Raw genomic sequence first — 18,980 nt, forward strand, 5'->3', positions numbered from 1 at the left:
TCATCACCATGGATCAATCTCAGCTAATAAAAAATTTTAATTTCTCATTCGCAGTTATAGTGTTGTAAAAGAACTGATTGTTTGCCTCAGCAGATCTTTGTTTTTGAAGGAAATGAACTTTCCGTCTTTTGGATCCGTTTGGCTTTGTCGGCGATTTCCCATACGGAAAAGGCCGTAAAAACCAATGTAGAGAATCGATGCGACCGGTCAAGGAAAAACGTAGATTATCTTTCCTATTTTTTTAAGAGAAAAACGAAGAAAGGAGAAAGAAAAGAATCTTGTTTGCACTGCGAAAAGCGCCGATACTCAGGCGATGATCGGATCAATATTCCTCTTCCATCTCTGCAGAATAGTTTTCTCCGATCGAAAACGCACAAATACGGGATATATGAGTATACGATAGGCCGGTTTCTTCGGCCCAAACATTGAATTGTTTTTGTATCATAGACAGATCTTTTTTGGATTTTCCGGTAGAAGACAAGGGAAGGCCTGCATCACGTAAACATAATATAACGTCGGAAGATAAAATAAAGGAATCTCTTCCGATGAAGCGCAAGAAATATTGACCTGTGTTTCCTCCCAATCTGGAACCGTGTTTGGAAAGAAAATCCAAAAGCCCTATCTGATCCTGGATCGGCCAATCCGCCAGAAATTTTCCGAAACTACCGTGTTCCCGAGCAATCTCTACGATAAACTGTGCATTCCTTCTTACCGTTGAAATCTTTTGAGCGTTACGTATGATCTTTTCGTTCGCCCCTAAGGCGTCCCAAAATCGATTTGGTTGTTTAAGTAATTTTGCCGGATCGAATCCCAGGAATACTTCTTCGAATCCAGGCCATTTATTTTCCACGACCTTCCAAACAAAACCCGCAGAGAAGACTCGCTTTGCCATTTCACTAAGCACACGATCGTCTGAGAGTCGACTGAGTTTGTTTTTGGAACTTATATTAGGAAGAAGAGATTGTAAAACCTTCTCTCCACCTTTTCTTTTGGCTGCTCGTTTTTGGATCTTATCAAAAGAGCTCATTCATACTCCTAAACACAAACGATATGTTCGCAAAAAAGCATATCAGTGAAAAGTATGAATTTTCCTAGTAAAAGAAAAACCAAAACAGATCTATAGAAATAAAATCATAGTCGGACAAAATACACTTTCTCGCAATTCTTTGCGATAAGTGCAAACGAGCACATAGCAGCGATCTTCCCTCAAAACGGGAGGATCACCCTGAATATAGGATCAATCACAGATTTCCAATGTGCCTGTACTTTCATAAAATGTATCTGAGCCACTATCTTCCTTTGTGACCCAACCCTTGGAATTATATTCGGTTACAGTACCTCCATCTGCGATCCCGATGGGCCGAGCAGAACCTGTTGCATAATTATAACTGTAGGCTCCTCCATTCTCCGGAAACCCGTTTGCATCGTAATCGTTAAAGGTAGACACACCTGAACTCATTTCGTTCTTGCGAGACACTAATCTTTGAGAAGAATCATAGGTATACGTATAATGTTGTCCGACTGTTCCCGCTGGAGTGATCAGCTTATAGCTTCCCAATCCCCTTTGAGAGATCGGCATACTAGACTCAGGGGGATCGATCAATCCTAACTTAGCGGAATTTACCGAAAGATAGGTCCTTACATAAGAAACCCCGGATGCGGAACATGTATAGACTAGTCCGGAGGCAGAGCATTGGTAGGTAGAAATGGTAGATACACCATCATGCTTTCTGACTGTTTTTGGTACTGTCATACAATTCCTGCCAAGTAAGGCGAGAACAAGGGGATCATTTTTAGAATCTTCTCCACAATTCAGATGAAGCGAAAAAAGTAAGAGCAAGGCGAAAGGTAGGCTGCGGTTTTTCATGTGTATAGGGTTCTCCAATATATTAATTTTCATTTTAAAACGGTTTTTAGGTTATCAAAGAAGCATTAAGATTATATAATGCGATAGCGATGTGAAGGGGAAGTCGCGAATGCGACCGAAGCGTTAGCGAAGCCCGTAGCAGCGGGAGGATCGCCCAAAGTTTAGATCAATCAATCGCAGATTTGCAAGGACCCGGTATTTTCAAAATTATAAGAGTCTCCGTCCTCAAGTCCAATTGCCCATCCTTTTGAATCGAAAAATAAACTAAGTCCGTTGACTGTTATATTACTCGGACGCTTACTTCCTGGTTCATACGAATAGGTCCCACTGACCCCATCTACGTCTAAGGGGAATCCGTTTAAATCATAATCCAGATACATTCGATTACTAGAGTCAGTCGCGTTGTAAGCAGTCCTTAAGCGATGAGAAGAATCATACGTGTAAGTAAAATCATAGAATACACCGCCGTTAGAAGCGCTCACGGACTTATTCCTAAGAAGTCCTCTTTGAGAAGGGAAAAATCCAAAACCTTGATTACCACCAGGAGGGTTTACCACCCCGAGTAACGCACCTTCAATGGATAAATAGGTTCTGGTTTGGATTATACCGTCACCATCGCAGATATACGATTTACCGGAAACCGAGCAGCTAAAACCTACGATAGGATTTCCACCCGAATCCAGCACGGTTACGTCTTTAGGAAGGTTCATACATTTCTTGTTCATGAGTAAAGCGAGGACTGCGCTTTGATCACTTGACCCTCCGTCACAATTGAAAACAAATGAGATGGATAGTAATAAGATTAAAGATAAGATTTTATTTTTCATTTTGATCCGCTCGAGATTGCTAAAGTTCTTTTTAGCATTTTGATGGGCGCGATTTTATCATAATCCGAGTTTCGCAACAATATCGGGTTCTACGTAGAAACGTTATGCGTATGAGTAGAACTACTTAGTGAGTGATAATGATTTGTAGGAGCTCCTACATGGGGTGCGGGAAATAAATATTGTTGATAAGAATGCGAATTTATGATATAGAGCGAAATGCCTTCCCACAAGGCCCGCCTCCCCTCCCGAACCTGGGTGGGGGCCTTCTTTTACTATTTAATGCGGAACGGAGAATCCGCGTTCACCGCTGAAAACGAAAAGGCTCCCGATTGGAGCCTAAATATATCTATTAGGAAAAGTTAAAACTATTCAGGACAAATCGATAAGGAACCTGTGTTCGTCACAGAGTATTCTCCCTCTGGAGCATAAAGTACGTTAGTAGCCCATCCATTCTGATCATAATCGATCTCGAGATTCGTCATTGCGATCTTACTAGGACGGCGGGTCTGCCCAAAACCAAACGTATAACTATAATTTCCCCCATTTCGAGGAAATCCTTGGGTGTTATAGTCATTGTAATATTGAGTCGAAGAGACCGATTCATCGTAACTAGAAACAAGCCGATTTTCCGAATCATAAGAATATGAATAATTAGATGTGCCTTCCGACGGATTAGTCGATTTTGCAGATTCTATGCCTCTATGAGAAGCTACCATTAACAAATGAAAAAAGGGGGGATCGATCGGCCCAAGTTTTGCAACCTCTATAGAAATAAATTTTCTTGAGTCAATTATTCCACTTTCAGAATGAACACATTCGTAGGTTAAACCAGATACGGAACAACTATATGAGTTCTCCGTTGTAGAACTCTGTAGTCGAACATTTTCGGGAAGAATTAAACATGTCCCATCTTCTTGATTGGAATTAATAGTCGCAGGAAAAAGAGGAAAGACATCACTCCCTGAACCATCACATGCAATGGAGAGAAAAATAAATGAAGAAAACAATACAGGCGAAAGAAGTTTTTCCAAATGGATACACATTATGCAGCAAGTTTAGATAAATAGAATATACGTCAAACTCAAAAGGAAGGTAGTCAAAAGCGAACTTTACCCAAATGGAATAAGAAAATTGTTAAATCTATTCAGGACAAATCGATAAGGTTCCAGTATTCGTTATATAAAAATAATCTGTGCCATTATATAATCGAGTAGCCCATCCATTTTCATTATACTCAATTACAGCAGAAGAAACCGACAAAGGAACCGTAATCTTACTCGGACGAGTTCTTCCGGGAGCAAACGTATAACTAAAATCCCCTCCATTTCGAGGAAATCCTTGAGAGTTATAATCACTGAAATTAGAAGTCCCTGAAGATAATTCGTCCTTACGAGAAACAAGCCTACTTTCAGAATCATAGGTATATGTATAATGCTGAAATAATCCCATCCCAGCTTCAGATAAATCAGTTACCTTCGCAGATTCCAATCCTCTCTGAGAGACCGGAATTAGATAAAAAAATGGAGTATCGATCAATCCAAGTTTTGCTGCTTCTATGGAAGTAAATGTTCTCGAATCGAAAGTTTCGCCTTCTTGAACGCAATCATAAGTTAATCCAGACACAGAACAGGTAAAAAGTTTATCCATTGAAGAGTTGTGTATCCTTACACTTTCCGGCAGATTCAAACAACCATTGTCCGTTACATTATCATCAGTAGCTGCAACTGCAGGAAAAAGAGGAAAGACATCACTACCTGAGCCATCACATGCAAAGGAGAAGAAAATAAAAAAAGTAAATAATAAAAATGAAAGCAGTCTTTCCAAAGCGTTGCACATCTTAAGGCAAGTTTAGAGAAACAGAGTAAACGTCAAATGCAAAAGAAAGGGATACAAAAGCGAACCTTACCCAAATGGAATAGAAATGATATGTCAAAGATTATATCCAAAGAGGAAGACACTCGATGCTATTTCCCTATTTATCGAGAAACCTATTCGCAAACCTTCACAAAATTGAAGAGAACAAAATCCAAATCAGTAGAACTACAATATCCGCTTTTTACGAAAAATATTCCGCGGCAGCGATGCGAAGGGGAAGTCGCGAATGCGACCGAAGCGATAGCGTAGCCCGTAGAAGCGCGATCCGAGCGAAGCATAGGAGCCGCCCAAACTTATTATATTTTGTAGGAGCTCCTACATGCATCGAGGCAAAGAAATATTGTTGCTTAAATAAAAAGTGCTAAGGAGATCACTCGCAACCCGAGGTACCACCGACCGGCCCCTACCCCTGCGCAGCGACCCATAGGAAGCGAGCAGGCGACTGCGAAAGCAAGTCGATGCTATCCGATCGGATAGCAATTGCCATGCGCCTACATCAACACCAGCAGAGTCGTTCAAGAGCGCGGGGCTTTTCTTTACTATTTAATGCGGAACGGAGAATCCAAGTTCAGAAATATTAGGCAGAAAAATTTTTTCCTTAAAAAATCACGTATCTTTGTCACAAACTCAGCCGAGGTGCGTCTTTCTTTTAAAAGAGGAAATCAATGAACGCTAGATTCAACTACGCAAAAGTATATCCGGAAGTTTTAGAAAAAATGATGGAGATGGAAAACTTTGCTAAAAACTCAGGGATCGATATAAAATTATACGAGCTCATCAAAATTCGCGCATCTCAAATCAACGGATGTGCTTTTTGCATCAACATGCACACTGTAGACGCAAGAAAATTGGGCGAAGAAGAAAGAAGGATCTATCTTTTGAATGCTTGGAAAGAGGCTCCTTATTATTCTGAAAAAGAAAGAGCGGCTCTGGAATTGACTGAATACGTGACTAAAATTTCAGAACAAGGAGTTCCGGAAGAAGTGTATGATCGTGTTAGAAAACAATTCCAAGATAAGGAATTTATCGCCTTAGTAGTAGTAATCAATACGATCAATTCTTGGAATCGTATTGCGATTTCTACAGGAATGGCAGCTCCAAACTGATCCGGCAAAGTAGACGTCGAATTCGGATCAGTTCGAAATCGTCGTCTGCTATCTTATTCTAATCTATCTTTGTCGCTTCTAAAGTATTTGTCAAAGATTGAGAAGTAGATTTTAATCTTTCCAAGCTAGTCCGAAGTTTTTCGGTAATTTCGGACATTTCCATAGATCTTCTACTTAGATACTGGATCCCGTCCAATATTTGTTTAGTTCCATTAGATTGTTCTAATGTGGAATTTTTCATCTCTTTGGAAAGTTCTCTGATCTGTTTATTCTTATCTTCTACTTCTGTTGATAGGCTTTTTTGTCTGTCAACTGAATCTGAAACTTGCGCCAATGCCTCTCCGATGGATCCGATCCCTGAAGTGAGTTCTCTAAATGCTTGCACCAGCTCTCCGAATTTTTCGGAACTAGTATTGGAAGCTTCGCCCAAGGCCCCGATCTGCTTTACGATCTCTTTCGCGTTTCTAGAAGAAGAATCCGCTAATTTGCTAACCTCTTCTGCGACAACGGAAAACCCTTTCCCTGCTTCTCCAGCTCTTGCTGCTTCGATCGCCGCATTCAATGAAAGTAAATTTGTTTTTCCTGCGAGGTCCTGGATCACTCCTAAGATCTTACTCACTTCTTGTACAGTACCCTTAAATTGTGAGAATACATCTAACGCAACTCGAACGGTCCCTTCTCCTTCTATTGCGGTCGCTGCAGAACCTTCTCCCAAACTTCTGGCAAATGAAACTGCTTCGAACACTCGGACCATTTGGTCCTTCCATTTATCGATAGAAGTAGAAGTATCGTCCCCGAAATCATCCTGTTGTTCCGCCATCTTCGCAATGGATTCGATACTCGCTCCCATCTGTTCCAAAGTTGCGGAAGTTTCTTCCACCATACTGGCTAGATCACGACTGCTATCCTCGTTTGCTCGAGCAACATCTTCCACATCGATCAATGATTTTCTAAGTTCGTCCGCTACGGTCTCGGAACTTTGTAGGATCTCCTTCGCGGAGATATAATTTCGGATCGCTCTATCTTCCGCATTTTGAGCCTCTTCTACAATTCTTCTTACGAATTTAGTTGCGTAAGAGATCGTAACCCCGAATGCAAAAATAAAAACTCCCATTAGGATCACGAGTGCCGGTCTGAGTCGGATCATTCCATCGTAACCCATAGTAAGTAGTTGAGGATTCATGATCGTAAGCGCCATCGCCATTGCAGTGAACTGGATGGAAAGAATAGCAGATGTGATAAAAGTGAATCTAGGATTGAATCTAAAAATAGTTCCGGCGAGTATTAAATAATAAATTCCGTAATTAGCAGGACTGACTATACCGTTTGGCTTCCATTGATCTTCTGTCCCGAAATATCCGATCTGAACGATCGCATATCCGGCAAATTCCATAAAGACAGTTGCGTATTTCAGCCAAGGTTGATAGCCGAAAGTCTTCATTATAAAAATGGAAAAGAAAATAATGAAAGAATAAGCTACGATCCCGCCGATGTAATACCCTAAAACCGCTTGGATCCCGCTTTTCCAGAGCAATCCGAATACGGTCCCGAAAATAAATACGATAGTTAAAAAAACCCGCAAGTAATTAGCGGCGACTTCTCCTTGGCGCTCCAGTTCCAGATTTCTATCCATTATTCCTCGGTTAGGCGGTTTTCTTTTTATACCCAGATTCGTTTCAAATCGACCGAGTGTCAAGCAGGGATATTATGCAGATCTAATTAAGAAGAATCAAAAGTCGATCGGGACCATTAGCGCAAATTCTAAAGTACTCATATGGATCGTATAACCCGAATCCTTGAACAACGGTCCATGCCAACTTAATCTAGCCCTTACGAACCCGAATTTTGGAGTTTCGACATAAAGCATGTATGCGAAAACCTGGCGATCTTTTGCATTTACGCTAGTCCGGGAGAGAGCGCTTAAAGCGAGTAATTCCAAAGGAGTAAAATTTCCCTGCAAATTCGCATAAACAAAAAGTGAAATGATATCCGTGGAAAAATGGGTCCCCTGACTAGCCAAGTAGGCGCCCATCAATTCTAAATTATTTCCTTGGCTTAAATTTAATAAAAGATAATTGAATATAGGATCTCCTTTTCTCAGATCCACCAAACCGGAACTCAATTGAACAAAGCTCAAAGTATTTAGAAAAGATTCCCTATCTCCTGTCGCTCCATACATCTTTGCCAAGGTGTCTCCAGGATCCCTAAAGTCCACATTCCCTCGAAGTCTCATGTCCGCTAATCCGAAACCGAGACCCATACGAAATCCATCCACTTCGGGATTTCCCCAATAGAAAGTCGGTATTATATAATTATAATCTACCTTTACTCTTGTACCTAGATCTGCAGTGACTTGATTTTTTTTGTTCTCTCCGGTAGTACTACTGGAAGAAGAACCGGAGCTCGATCCGGAAGATGAATCAGCATCCGGGGCTGGAACCGAATAAGATTGGCGATCAAATTCTTTAGAAGCGGAGTGAAATAATAACTGAACTCCAAATGCTTCGTTTATTTTTAGATCCTTACTTCTGATATCGAAGAAAAAATTAGGAGTTGGGCGACCGATCCCCATATCCGCCGATCTTCCTCTTCCATTAAAGGTTAGATCTGAGAGAAAATCGTAACTCCCTCCCGGTTGTATGGAAAAATATTTAGCCTTACTTTTTGGAACACCAAGATCTCGATCGAATTTTGTTCCCTTTTGTCCGGAATCGTAATGTTCCTTGATCTCTTTTAGAACATCTTCATCCAGACCGGCTCTCCAAGGAGAAGCAAAACTATTCGAGATCAAGCCGACAGATAAATATATAAATAAGAAGAATATAACGTAAAAAGATCGTTTCATCGGCCGGCGAAAGGTAGCATAATGATTTGAACATTCCTGCTCAAGTCAACTAACAAAACGAATTGATCTTAGAAGCATATGATCTTAAGATTGGGTCTCCGATGAAATACATTCTTCGCCTTCTTCTCTGTATTCTTTTTATTCCGATCTTCTTACTTGGATGTTTAAAAACTTTTCCGGTTTTGGAAGAGCCTGACCCGGGAGAAGAAGGATTAGTAGCTTTCGGATTGATCGTTGCTAAGGGAGGTATCTCAAATGGTATAATTTCCGGGTTAGAGGATTCAATTTCTACCGAAACCAAAATCTCATCCGTGACAGATCCGAATCGCTGGATCAGCTTAAACGACCCCGGAAAAGAGATGGAAGGAGATGGAAATTATAGATTTATCTGGGTCCAAAAATTACGATTAGGTAATTCAGAACCGAACGCTCCCAAATATTTCACGATCAGTCGTTTACCTCCTAAAAAACCCTTAATCTTAAGCAGCGCTTCTTACACATATACCACGACTCATACGTATACGACCGTAAATAAATATGGAAATGTGCAAACTCATACAAGCACGGTTACGCATACAAGTTCAGTTCCGATAGAATACGGACCATTAGAAAAAGAAAAATTCACATTCTTTAATCCTGGTGGGCTGGAGATACGTTTTCTAGGAAATTTTATCGCTCATCCAGAAACTCCGAATCTTTACTATGGAGGACCTTACTCTGGAAAATATGTTCTTACTGACTTGCATAAGTATTTAAACGAAAATCCGGAACAAGGCAAGGGCCTAAAAAATAGATTTTATGGAAATGAAGAATTGAGCGTAAAAGGTGCTGAGATCTTTTTCTTAAAAAGATTCATTAAAGAAAATAGATCTAGATATTGGCAGGATATCGCTATTAAAAAACTTTTAATATTGGATCCGAAGACCAGGGAAGCGGCAATTAAAGCAAAGATCCCGATCCCAAACCTTAGCTCGGAAGATCCGATCAAACAAAATTAAACTTTTGGAATTTTAGATTTTTTCTCTCTTCCTAAAAGTTCCGCGAGTAGAACCCCTGTAAGAACCAAACTACAACCGATAAGACCGATCGAGTCCAATCTTTCCTCTAAAGTAAAATACGCAAGTATCGCGGAGAAAACGGGCTCTAATGAAAATATCAATCCTGCTCTAGTAGGTGAGATCCCTTTTTGATATTTCGTCTGCAAGAATGTAGTACCTACAGAAGAAATGAGCCCATTATAAAATAACGCAGGCATTACCTTAGAGTCCATTTTTATGAACAATGGTTCGAATTCAGTCCAATCCAAAACAAAAGCAAGCATAAAGGAAAATATACTCGTTACCAATGTTTGGGAAAGAAGAAGGATGTCCAACGGACAAGATTTACTCGCCTTATCCACATAAATGATATAGAGGGAAAAGAAAAATGCCCCGGCAAGAGTCAGAACATCTCCAGTCTGCAAAGATATTACGAATTCATTATTTTCCCCTCTCGACTCTGCAGATAAGAAAAACAATCCTAACATCACAACGATCACTCCCAATAGATTTCCCGAACTAGGCATACGTTTCAGAAAGATCGTTTGAAGGATAGGCGTTATAACGACTAAGGTACCGGTTAAAAATCCGGATTTAGTCGCTGTAGTATACTTTAAACCGATGGTCTCGAATGCGAATCCCATAAACATCCAAAAACCCAAAAGAAATGCTAAAAAATATAAGGATCGATTCGTTTTAAATTCAGGATAAGAGACCTGTTCTTTTCTATTCTTAAAATAAATATAAATTAAAAAAACAAAAGAAGCGATAGCGAATCTGATCCCAATAAAAAGGCAGGAAGAAATGGATACGAGGCTTAGTTTCGTAGCGGAAAATGTTCCTCCCCAAATTAAGGTGCAGAATATCAATGCCGCTTCATTTTTATATTTGTTCATTAGATCTTATTGTGCGGGAATTTTCTTTTTTAATACGATCTCTACCGCTTTCCAAGATTTCCAAGTAGTGCCTTCCCAGTTCAAACTTTCATAACCTTCTTTTTCGAATTTCAGTTTGATCCCTCTTATATTCGGAAAGGATTGGAAGAACATTCCGTCTTCCTTGCGAGAAGTCCTGACCTCTCCATGGAAAAAATTTATCTTCTCATATTTAATATTCGCAGAGAGGGGATTCCCATTTTCATCCTTTATCTTAAAATAAAGTTTGCTTCCTTCCGAAATTTCATCCAATAACAAACCCCAGGCAGGGCGCAAAGATTCCATAATCTTAGGCACATCGGAATAAGGAGGATTTAAATGAGAAGATTCTAGTAAATAAGCCAAAGTTCCGTACTTAAAGAAATAATAATCTTGGTCCACTCCGTCGACACCATAGATATTTTTTTTAGCGCTGAAACTATGATTCGGATTTTTACTATCGATCGAACTCGCGATCTTTTTCCCAAGATTCCAAACAAGATCAGGTTCCGGATTAGAAGTCCCATCAATTGTATACGGAACTAAAATACAATTCGCGAATGCATGATAACTTATAGATGCGGCAAATCTTTCCTTCTCTGCCAAATTCATCATTGCTTGTGTTTCAGGTTCGGAACCAGGATAAGGTCCTCTAAAAAACACGCTAGCAGGAACGGAAGAAGTTTGATTGGATTTTGTTTTTCCCCATAAGAAAGGATAATTCCGATTTATATCCACACCTTGATTTTCTTTTTCAGTGATCTGTCCCCAACCTGGATATCCGTTCTTTCTTCCCATGGACATGTTCTCATGCCAAAACACTCTGGAGCCATCCGGATTTACGATAGGTACCACCCATATCTTCAATTTAGAAAATAGATCCGAATATCGTCTTTTATGAGCTAATAATTCATAGATCACATCGTAACAATGTTCTACAGAAACAACTTCGTTGGAATGATGAGCACAATTGAATAGAACCGAAATTTTGTCTTCGTCCGGAACGGAGACATCCGTCAAAACGATCGCAGGTATCTCCCTTCCCCTGCTAGATTTACCGATTACCTTATACAAGGAATGTTTCGGGAAAAGTTTATTCACCCAATATAGATAATGAGAATTTAATATATTATCCTTATATCCTTTTTTGATGTCCGCCAAAGCGAATATCGACTCGGACAAAGCATCTTGGTAATTTCCGGAATAATATTTAAAAGGAAGGCTTTTAGAAATACTGATCCCTTCTTTCGGAAATCCGTATTCTTTCATCTTCTCCCTGGAAATTACCGCATAATTATATTCTTTTTCGGAATAAGTATATGGGACCGATCCCGAAGTAATCTTTTCGAATTCTTCCAAAAACTTCTTATCGATCCTTAGAAGTATAGAAATAGATCCATCGTTCAAAGGCCGAGAAGGGATCGTTTCTCGAATGATGGAACAGGAAATTAAATAATAAAAGAATGGAAGAAGAAAGACTTTAGAGAAGCCCGTCACAGTTGTAATTTTTAGGACCCGTTTGGGGAAGAAAAGAAAGAATTGAGAATAAGAGAGGAAATATTTTAGATCGAAACCGAATCACAGTCTCCTGTTTATTCGGCTTCGAACCTTAATATCGTATTATTTTTTCTGCCAGAACTGAGAACGTCCGATCAAAGAAAAACCGATGTAACCACGAACTTCCAGTTTTTTACCACCTTCAGTTGCTTTTAGGCTACATTTGTACCAAGTTCCGTCGTTCGGATCCAAAATGCGTCCACCTGACCATTTATCTCCGTCCGCTGCTAAACCTTTGATGATCACCAATCCTAAGATCGGTTTGTCTTTTTCCGGTCCGTCACATTCAGTACAACGAGAAGGTTTTCCATCCTTATCGTTCGGCTCAATTAGGCTCAGGATTTTTCCATAGATCTTTCCGTCTTTTTCATAAATCTCTACGGAAGATTCTTCTTTGGTTCCTGCGTCGTTGAAAGTTCTCCAAACTCCGGTAACTGGAGCTGGGTCTGCGGAAATATTAGCGACTCCCGCAAAAAATAATGAAAGTAGAATGATACCTTTGATGCTCTTCACAAAAATAACCTCGTTAAATAGAAATAAAACGGGGAGAATTACTCCCCGTAGATTTGGATTTTTATTTTTTAAGCCAAGTCTGAGTTCTACCGATCAATGAAAAACCGATAAACCCTCTTACGTTCAATTTAGCACCGCCATCAACGGCTTTTAGTTTACATTTATATATTTTACCGTTGTTCGGATCTAAGATCGTTCCACCGGTAAATTCATCATCGTCAGCGCTCAAACCTTTGATAATGACTAGTCCTACAACAGGTTTGTCTTTATCAGCACCTTCGCACTTAGTGCAAATTTTCGGTTTTCCTTCTTTATCCAATGGATCTCTTAGGCTGAAAATTTTTCCGTAAATTTTGCCGCCTTGTTCGTAGATCTCTACTACGGACTTTTCTTTACCGTCTTCGTCGTCTATGGTCTTCCATTTTCCTACTACAGCTAGTGGTTCTGCAAACGCAGATTCACCCACTAAAAAGGCCGCCAGAACGACAAATAAAACGAGTGATTTTTTCATTTTTGATTAACCCCTTAACGTTTCTTATTGAAATCGGTTATATTTCGCGCCAATTGGAAGCTAGCAAGCAAACTATTCTTTGAACCGTTTTTTTTGCGAAAAAACCCGGATTTTCGGTCCTAACACAGGGTTTTGCGCAAAAACAGGTAGTCTTATAGGTTAAATCTAGTATAGATCTTCCTGCTTTTGCGGATTTCCAGAGTAATTATTACATGTTTTCCAATCATAAACTCCCTTATTCACGCGTAACAATCGCAGTTTCACTTACCTTATTTTCATTAGTGTACTGTTCTAAAGAAGATAAGAGTTCTAAAACAAATGATCTGTTAATTTTATCTCTTCTTCAAAATAAAGATCAAATTGCGGAAGCTTTAACTTCTGCAATGGACCCAGTGTCCGGATCTATGGAAGGTTTAAGTGGAGAAGGAGCTTCGGTTGCGATCCGAGGAAAACGGATCGATTGGTCGGAAAGACTTAGTTCTTTAGGTCATCGTATTTGGAATAAGGGTCCGAATTTCGGAGAATTAGAAGCTTATAATTTTTCCTTCAATTGTTGGGGAGGAGGAAACTACCAAAGACAAGTTTCCTCCACAGATTCCAACGCATATGATTTTTTAGATTATATTCTGAATGGGAATGATCCATCTTCTTCCTTTCTAGTATCTAAAGAATTCGGGAACTGTCGCTTCCTACCTTTTAGCAATTGGGTAATCGACGGGATTTCGGAAAATCTTTGGAGCAACCTTTCCGGTTCTTCACCATTCGTACAAGACGGAACGAATTTGAAGATCGGCGTAAACAGGACCATCCAAAATAATTTTCAAGGGATCTCAGTCAAAGTCACAGGTACCGGCACTCCGATATCGTACGCTGCAGGAACTCCTACAACAAATCAGGCATACTCTCTGACTTGGAATAATATACTAACAGGATCTTCTCCTGGAATATCTTCCTACTCTCAAGATGTATCCGTATTGAGAGAAGGTTATTCAGGGAGTAATTTGTTATTCTCTCACCAAGTTTCTAGTACAAGCCCTCTACAATACGGTGTGGATAGAAGCGATTCCAATCCGCTTTCTTGGTATCGCCTCTGGAGCGGAGGATCTTTACAAGTAGTCCATGTAGAAAAAAATTTCACATTAACAGTTTCCGTAGTTAGTCCAGTCAAATGGAAATATGTGGACTGTCTTCCTAGATCCGGCCAGGTTTCTTTCACTCTGAGTGGAGATCTGACAGGGACAGGCTCCATATCCTTCTCCAATGGATCCGGAAACTACGTGTATACTGTCACGGATTCGGACGGAAACACTGTCACTGACCAAGGCAGCCTGGATTTTTCATCCTGTAGTGTTCCACTTTTCGTTCTATAATCTCTTTTTAATTTTTTTAGGAAGAAGGAAGTGCGGTCGGAGAATAATTTTTCTCTTGCACAAGGATAGGCCGAGCTAAATCATCTTGGGAAAGGAATATCTTCCAGGTTTGATGAACTCCTACTCATTTCGTCCGATCCATTTTCTAATTTTATTTCTATCCTTAGTCTTTTTGATCGCTCCTCATATTCTAGGATCTCCGGATCCGAGCAAACCTTGTTACGGAAAAAAGGTCAAAGGAATGCAATGTATTCCGGAAGGTTTTTTTATTCGGGGAAGTAACACTCATGACGCGGACGAGGCCCCCGAGCAGAAAATTTTCATCAGCGATTTTTTTATAGATCTTTACGAAGTCACCAACGAGGACTTCAGCAAATGTATCGAAGAAGGATACTGCAAAGATTGTCTTTATAATGGTACTTGCGATTACATCGGACCTGCTTACGGAGATTTATACTTAAGACCGAAACAACCTGTCTTAGGTGTGAGTTGGTATACTGCCAAAGAATATTGCGAGTGGGTAGGAAAAAGATTACCAACGGAAGCGGAATGGGAAAAAGCAGCAAGAGGTCCTAAAGGAAATTTATTTCCTTGGGGAAATAAACCTGCAAACTGCAAGTTAGCCGTCATCGAAGAGGACGAACGGAAAGGTTGTGTTTATAAAAAACTGAATCCGCCAAATCTTATGCCCACCGCTCCTGTAGGAAGTAGACCACCTGGGGTATATGGATTATACGATATGGCGGGGAACTCCTGGGAATGGGTGCAAGACTGGTATTCGGAAAATTATTCATCATGCGGAGAAGCATGTAACGGAAAAGATCCGAAAGGACCATGCAACGGAGAAGATCAATGTCCTGGTTTTGATAAAAAAACCTTAAAAGGAGGATCCTGGTGGTGGCCGTCAAGTTATGCAAGAGGATCCAAAAGAAGGGCCCATGTTCCCTCTAATTTTCCGGAATATCATCATTTCGGTTTCCGTTGCGCTAAGGATCCGAGTTAAAAAGCTATACAACCTAGACCGAGGTTATAAACAAATACCTAAGAAGCTAAAAATGGTCCTGCGAAATGAAAATAAAAAATCTAAAGAAGCCCTTCGTTTCTCTCTTGTTGGTCCTCCAACTAGGGAAATGTTCCGTAACGGAAGAACCTCCAAGTCCTAGAACGGAAACCCCGATTACGAATTGGGAACAAAATTTTAGTCCATATACGATTTCATACTGGGCCTTTTCGGAAGTTCCTCCCGGAAGTTTTTTCCATGGTCATTTTCCGATCATACCAGGCCAAACTTCCGAAACGGTTTCTGGCCAAGATTCTTATAAAATAGAAACATTCTCCGCCACACCTTCGGACATCGCAAATTATAATCCAAAACGAAAGGATTCTTCTTTCGTATTTTTCCATTCCATACGTAGAGAAAAAAAAGATCTGGATATATTACTTTCTGCTTATATACCTTTCTGTCCTTCAGGATGTTATTTAGGTGTTAAATCGGAAGGAAAGGAACAAATAGTGGTTCCTGGAGAATCCGAAGATTCATCCAAACCCAGGATCGTAGTCATTCCGATCCAAAATGAAGAGGTGACTCTCGCATTACAACTTTTCCCTTTTAACGGCCCTAGGAATATGATGGAAAATCCTATCATAGGTAGTTTTTCCGAAATCCAAACCGTATATCTAATCAAGGCATTAAGGGTGCTACTGTTCAGCTCTTTAGAGTTCTTTTCTTTTTTCTTTTTTGCGTTCATCTATATTAGAAGGCCTCAGGATAAATTCAATTTATCATTTTCACTCCTGAATTTATCTTTAGCGATCTGGTATCCAGCTTACGAGGGTTGGTTCCAATACTTAGCGGATTCTCCATGGACTTGGGTGATCTTCGGATATTCATTAGGAGCCTTTCTTCCGGTCCTTTTCTACGAATTTACGATCGGTATCTTCCAAGCCCCCAGAGGAACCGCAGGAAGGATCTTACAATTCTTATTTATCCTTCTAACTATCTGGCCTAGTTTAGAATTCGCGCTGACAGGGGGTCATCAATTTTTCGGAAAGATCGCATTCCAGATCTTTCTAGTCATATTAGTATTCTTTTATATAAATACTTTGTATATTTTCTTTAGATATAGAAGATCCAGCATTCTATCTTATCCTTGGGTAGTCACAGGACTCATATTAGTAGCTGTATCCTCCTTCTATACGGTCATGAGTTTTGCAGGATACGGATCCGCTCAACCTTGGGTGAATGAAAGTTTTTTAGGACTGACATTACTATTTAGTCTCGCTTTAGCAAAAAGATATGCAGAAGTTTTTCGTGCATTGGAGAAGTCGGAAGGAAAATTAAAAACCTTGAACGAGTCCTTGGAAACCAAGGTGGAAGAAAGGACCAAAATTATTGAACTCCAAAAAGCGGAATTGGTACAGAAAGGAAGGATCTTGGCAAAGGATCTATCGATCGCGGGGAAGATCCAAAATTCATTATTGCCTAGAGAACTTCCGATCATTCCGAATGCCAAAATTTCCTATAGATACAAACCTATGATGGAAATCGGAGGAGATCTATTAGATGTGATCTATGATCCTTCTACAAGTTCTCTCGGAATGTTCATAGGAGATGTTACAGGTCATGGAGTTTCCGCGGCACTTCTTGCCTCGATGTTAAAAATGACCTTGGGAGATTGGTCCATTCTACTTCAGGATCCTTCTTCTCTTTTATTACATATCCGTAATCAGTTCGAAGGGAAATTGGACGGGCATTTTATTACTGCAACTTTAGTCACTGTAGATTTACGTTCCGGAAAAACTTTGATCGCGAATGCAGGACATCCTGAATGTCTGATCTTAAGAAAAGACGGTCTGGTTGAATTTTATAGGCCGAAAGGTGTCGCAATTTACGAAGCGATCCCAACCACATACCAAACCGAATCTTTGGAATTAAAACCCGGAGACAAAGTAGTCTTATATACGGATGGGATCCCTGATTCCAGAAATACGGAAGGAGAATTTTTCGGAGAAGATAGGCTTTCCGATCTATTGAAAAAAAATTCTTTTAAAACTCCCGAAGATCTTTGCGATTCGGTAATCCATGGAGTGCAGGCATTCCAAGGAGAATTCCAACACCAAGACGATATGGCCTTATTGGTGGTGGAATTTTTAGGTTAATCATTCCGAGGCAATATTTCTCCAACGGATCTTGGACCTTTCCAGTTTCCCGTAAAGACCTAGGTTACATTCAGGCTTTTGCGAAAGAAGTTCCGGTTCTTCTTCTAACTCTCTACAAATGGAATCTCTCCAATTAATGGAGAAGATCCGGATCAAAACTTTTCCTACAATATTCTCCTTTGCCAAAGGTGGATAGAAAATAGGGACAATTCCGTAAGTCCGATTATCCTCCAGAGAAAAATATTGCTCCTTTCCTAAAGTAATCACCTTAAAAGGAAAATATTGGAACAAGGACATAATGGAATCAGGAGTTTTTTCGGAATAGATAGTAGTATAAGATTTTCCTAAAATAGATTCCACCAAAGAATGATTGTATACAGTAGTATTACCGTCTTCATCCAAATGAACGTAATCTTTATCAAATTCTCCCGAGCGTATCGGGATCCCATTCACAAAAATTTCGGTCAAAGCGGGAAGATTTTCCGTGGAATATTTATAAGAGATCGTATCTCTCGGAAGACCGATCACCCTGGAAGGTAAAACTAAATTTTCCTCGGTTCGTTTTAATATAGGATCTCCTCTTTTCAGATCGTAATCTGACTTAAGGACCAAAACCAAATCTCCTCTTTGGAAATTAGGTTCCATTGCATCCGATCTTAATTCATAAAAATCGACCCAAGATCCTTTCACGAACCAAGTCCCAAAAAAAGAGAATACCAAAAGAAGAACAAAAAATCCTGCGAATGCGAAAATTTTTCCGTTCTCTACAAATAGGAAAAAATCTTTTTCCTGCAAGGATCTATAATAACTCTTTCGAGTAAAATAAACCAGAAGGAAAGGAGAGATGCAGAAAAATAGAACAAGAGCCCAAAATAAAAAATAAGACCCGAAACCTTCTCCTAAAAAATGAAATAAAGAAAGGATCGTGAACAAAGAAGGATATAAGATCAAAGAAAAAATAACCGAGGAGCGCAGGTCCTTTAAAAATAAAAACCCAGCAGGTGGAAATAGGAAGTTCAAATATACCGAGATAAAAAAGCGAACTAATCTAAAAAGAGAAGCCAACCCCAAAGTATAAATAAACACACAAAATGCCAAAAGAATTAAAACTGCAAAGTTTGTGAAAAATAATAAGGCCCATCCCACCAATGCAAGATTTGGAAAAATAAATAGAAATAATCCGCCGCCTTTAAAGGTACTTTGCGTTTTCTTAAAATACAGATTTAAAGAGAAAAAAGGAATAACCAAAAATACGGAAACGATCTTTATGAGAGCTGAAACGTTTTCAGGAGAAAATAATACGATCCCTACCAATATAACGGAGATGAAGATCGAAAAGACGAGAACGATATTTTCTCTCACTTTTTCGGGGATTTGATAAATCATATCTATTTTATCC

The 18,980-nt window shown here is 39.7% G+C and carries 16 protein-coding genes; 5 read left to right on the forward strand and 11 right to left on the reverse strand.

Going from position 1 to position 18,980, the window contains the following annotated elements; genetic code table 11:
• Positions 1-322 precede the first annotated feature (322 nt).
• The 4 genes from EHQ64_RS11255 to EHQ64_RS11270 form a co-directional block, all read right to left on the reverse strand.
• Entirely contained in the window at positions 323-1,027 is a 705-nt protein-coding gene (locus tag EHQ64_RS11255; protein ID WP_135649590.1) for a DNA-3-methyladenine glycosylase I, read from the reverse strand.
• 210 nt (positions 1,028-1,237) lie between these two features.
• Entirely contained in the window at positions 1,238-1,867 is a 630-nt protein-coding gene (locus EHQ64_RS11260; protein WP_246048730.1) for a hypothetical protein, read from the reverse strand.
• A 170-nt stretch (positions 1,868-2,037) separates the two neighbouring features.
• The gene (locus EHQ64_RS11265) at positions 2,038-2,694 is read right to left on the reverse strand and encodes a hypothetical protein (RefSeq protein ID WP_135649591.1); all 657 of its coding nucleotides are present in this window, start codon (positions 2,692-2,694) and stop codon (positions 2,038-2,040) included.
• Between the two features lie 1,140 nt (positions 2,695-3,834).
• Positions 3,835-4,341 (reverse strand): hypothetical protein, encoded by a 507-nt coding sequence (locus EHQ64_RS11270; protein WP_135649592.1) that lies wholly within the window; start codon positions 4,339-4,341, stop codon positions 3,835-3,837.
• Positions 4,342-5,234: 893 nt separating this feature from the next.
• Between EHQ64_RS11270 and EHQ64_RS11275 the strand changes: the two genes are divergently transcribed.
• Positions 5,235-5,675, forward strand: coding sequence for a carboxymuconolactone decarboxylase family protein (locus EHQ64_RS11275; RefSeq protein WP_135649593.1), 441 nt, complete (start codon positions 5,235-5,237; stop codon positions 5,673-5,675).
• A gap of 58 nt (positions 5,676-5,733) precedes the next feature.
• On the opposite strand, the gene EHQ64_RS11280 is transcribed toward EHQ64_RS11275, so the two are convergent.
• Positions 5,734-7,308, reverse strand: a complete 1,575-nt coding sequence (locus tag EHQ64_RS11280; protein WP_135649594.1) for a methyl-accepting chemotaxis protein — start codon at positions 7,306-7,308, stop codon at positions 5,734-5,736.
• A 96-nt stretch (positions 7,309-7,404) separates the two neighbouring features.
• Positions 7,405-8,520, reverse strand: coding sequence for a hypothetical protein (locus tag EHQ64_RS11285; RefSeq protein ID WP_135649595.1), 1,116 nt, complete (start codon positions 8,518-8,520; stop codon positions 7,405-7,407).
• A gap of 101 nt (positions 8,521-8,621) precedes the next feature.
• Between EHQ64_RS11285 and EHQ64_RS11290 the strand changes: the two genes are divergently transcribed.
• Entirely contained in the window at positions 8,622-9,518 is an 897-nt protein-coding gene (locus EHQ64_RS11290; protein ID WP_135649596.1) for a hypothetical protein, read from the forward strand.
• Here EHQ64_RS11290 and EHQ64_RS11295 read toward each other — a convergent pair.
• The 4 genes from EHQ64_RS11295 to EHQ64_RS11310 all read right to left on the reverse strand — a co-directional run bounded on the left by EHQ64_RS11295 (position 9,515) and on the right by EHQ64_RS11310 (position 13,052).
• Positions 9,515-10,453, reverse strand: a complete 939-nt coding sequence (locus EHQ64_RS11295; RefSeq protein WP_135649597.1) for a DMT family transporter — start codon at positions 10,451-10,453, stop codon at positions 9,515-9,517. The two genes, EHQ64_RS11290 and EHQ64_RS11295, sit on opposite strands and share 4 nt — an antisense overlap.
• Before the next feature lie 6 nt (positions 10,454-10,459).
• The gene (locus EHQ64_RS11300) at positions 10,460-11,968 is read right to left on the reverse strand and encodes a M14 family zinc carboxypeptidase (RefSeq protein ID WP_135649598.1); all 1,509 of its coding nucleotides are present in this window, start codon (positions 11,966-11,968) and stop codon (positions 10,460-10,462) included.
• A 123-nt stretch (positions 11,969-12,091) separates the two neighbouring features.
• The gene (locus tag EHQ64_RS11305) at positions 12,092-12,541 is read right to left on the reverse strand and encodes a DUF2147 domain-containing protein (protein WP_135649599.1); all 450 of its coding nucleotides are present in this window, start codon (positions 12,539-12,541) and stop codon (positions 12,092-12,094) included.
• A gap of 61 nt (positions 12,542-12,602) precedes the next feature.
• Entirely contained in the window at positions 12,603-13,052 is a 450-nt protein-coding gene (locus EHQ64_RS11310; protein ID WP_135649600.1) for a DUF2147 domain-containing protein, read from the reverse strand.
• 212 nt (positions 13,053-13,264) lie between these two features.
• Between EHQ64_RS11310 and EHQ64_RS11315 the strand changes: the two genes are divergently transcribed.
• The 3 genes from EHQ64_RS11315 (at position 13,265) to EHQ64_RS11325 (ending at position 17,581) form a co-directional block, all read left to right on the forward strand.
• Entirely contained in the window at positions 13,265-14,422 is a 1,158-nt protein-coding gene (locus EHQ64_RS11315; RefSeq protein ID WP_135649601.1) for a hypothetical protein, read from the forward strand.
• A gap of 241 nt (positions 14,423-14,663) precedes the next feature.
• Entirely contained in the window at positions 14,664-15,425 is a 762-nt protein-coding gene (locus EHQ64_RS11320; RefSeq protein ID WP_246048783.1) for a formylglycine-generating enzyme family protein, read from the forward strand.
• A gap of 65 nt (positions 15,426-15,490) precedes the next feature.
• Positions 15,491-17,581 carry a PP2C family protein-serine/threonine phosphatase gene (locus EHQ64_RS11325; protein ID WP_135649603.1) on the forward strand — a complete coding sequence of 697 codons (2,091 nt, stop codon included), beginning with the start codon at positions 15,491-15,493 and terminating at the stop codon, positions 17,579-17,581.
• Here EHQ64_RS11325 and EHQ64_RS11330 read toward each other — a convergent pair whose 3' ends face one another.
• Entirely contained in the window at positions 17,582-18,967 is a 1,386-nt protein-coding gene (locus tag EHQ64_RS11330; protein WP_135649604.1) for a S26 family signal peptidase, read from the reverse strand.
• Positions 18,968-18,980: the final 13 nt, after the last annotated feature.

Source organism: Leptospira sarikeiensis (genome assembly GCF_004769615.1).
GTDB lineage: Bacteria > Spirochaetota > Leptospiria > Leptospirales > Leptospiraceae > Leptospira_B > Leptospira_B sarikeiensis.

Coding starts and splice junctions, on each gene's coding strand:
- EHQ64_RS11325 (WP_135649603.1), top strand. CDS start 15,491: ATGAAAATAAAAAATCTAAAGAAGCCCTTCGTTTCTCTCTTGTTGGTC.
- EHQ64_RS11320 (WP_246048783.1), top strand. CDS start 14,664: ATGCAATGTATTCCGGAAGGTTTTTTTATTCGGGGAAGTAACACTCAT.
- EHQ64_RS11295 (WP_135649597.1), bottom strand. CDS start 10,453: ATGAACAAATATAAAAATGAAGCGGCATTGATATTCTGCACCTTAATT.
- EHQ64_RS11330 (WP_135649604.1), bottom strand. CDS start 18,967: ATGATTTATCAAATCCCCGAAAAAGTGAGAGAAAATATCGTTCTCGTC.
- EHQ64_RS11290 (WP_135649596.1), top strand. CDS start 8,622: ATGAAATACATTCTTCGCCTTCTTCTCTGTATTCTTTTTATTCCGATC.
- EHQ64_RS11270 (WP_135649592.1), bottom strand. CDS start 4,341: ATGGATAAACTTTTTACCTGTTCTGTGTCTGGATTAACTTATGATTGC.
- EHQ64_RS11265 (WP_135649591.1), bottom strand. CDS start 2,694: ATGAAAAATAAAATCTTATCTTTAATCTTATTACTATCCATCTCATTT.
- EHQ64_RS11315 (WP_135649601.1), top strand. CDS start 13,265: ATGTTTTCCAATCATAAACTCCCTTATTCACGCGTAACAATCGCAGTT.
- EHQ64_RS11260 (WP_246048730.1), bottom strand. CDS start 1,867: ATGAAAAACCGCAGCCTACCTTTCGCCTTGCTCTTACTTTTTTCGCTT.
- EHQ64_RS11255 (WP_135649590.1), bottom strand. CDS start 1,027: ATGAGCTCTTTTGATAAGATCCAAAAACGAGCAGCCAAAAGAAAAGGT.
- EHQ64_RS11280 (WP_135649594.1), bottom strand. CDS start 7,308: ATGGATAGAAATCTGGAACTGGAGCGCCAAGGAGAAGTCGCCGCTAAT.
- EHQ64_RS11285 (WP_135649595.1), bottom strand. CDS start 8,520: ATGAAACGATCTTTTTACGTTATATTCTTCTTATTTATATATTTATCT.
- EHQ64_RS11275 (WP_135649593.1), top strand. CDS start 5,235: ATGAACGCTAGATTCAACTACGCAAAAGTATATCCGGAAGTTTTAGAA.
- EHQ64_RS11310 (WP_135649600.1), bottom strand. CDS start 13,052: ATGAAAAAATCACTCGTTTTATTTGTCGTTCTGGCGGCCTTTTTAGTG.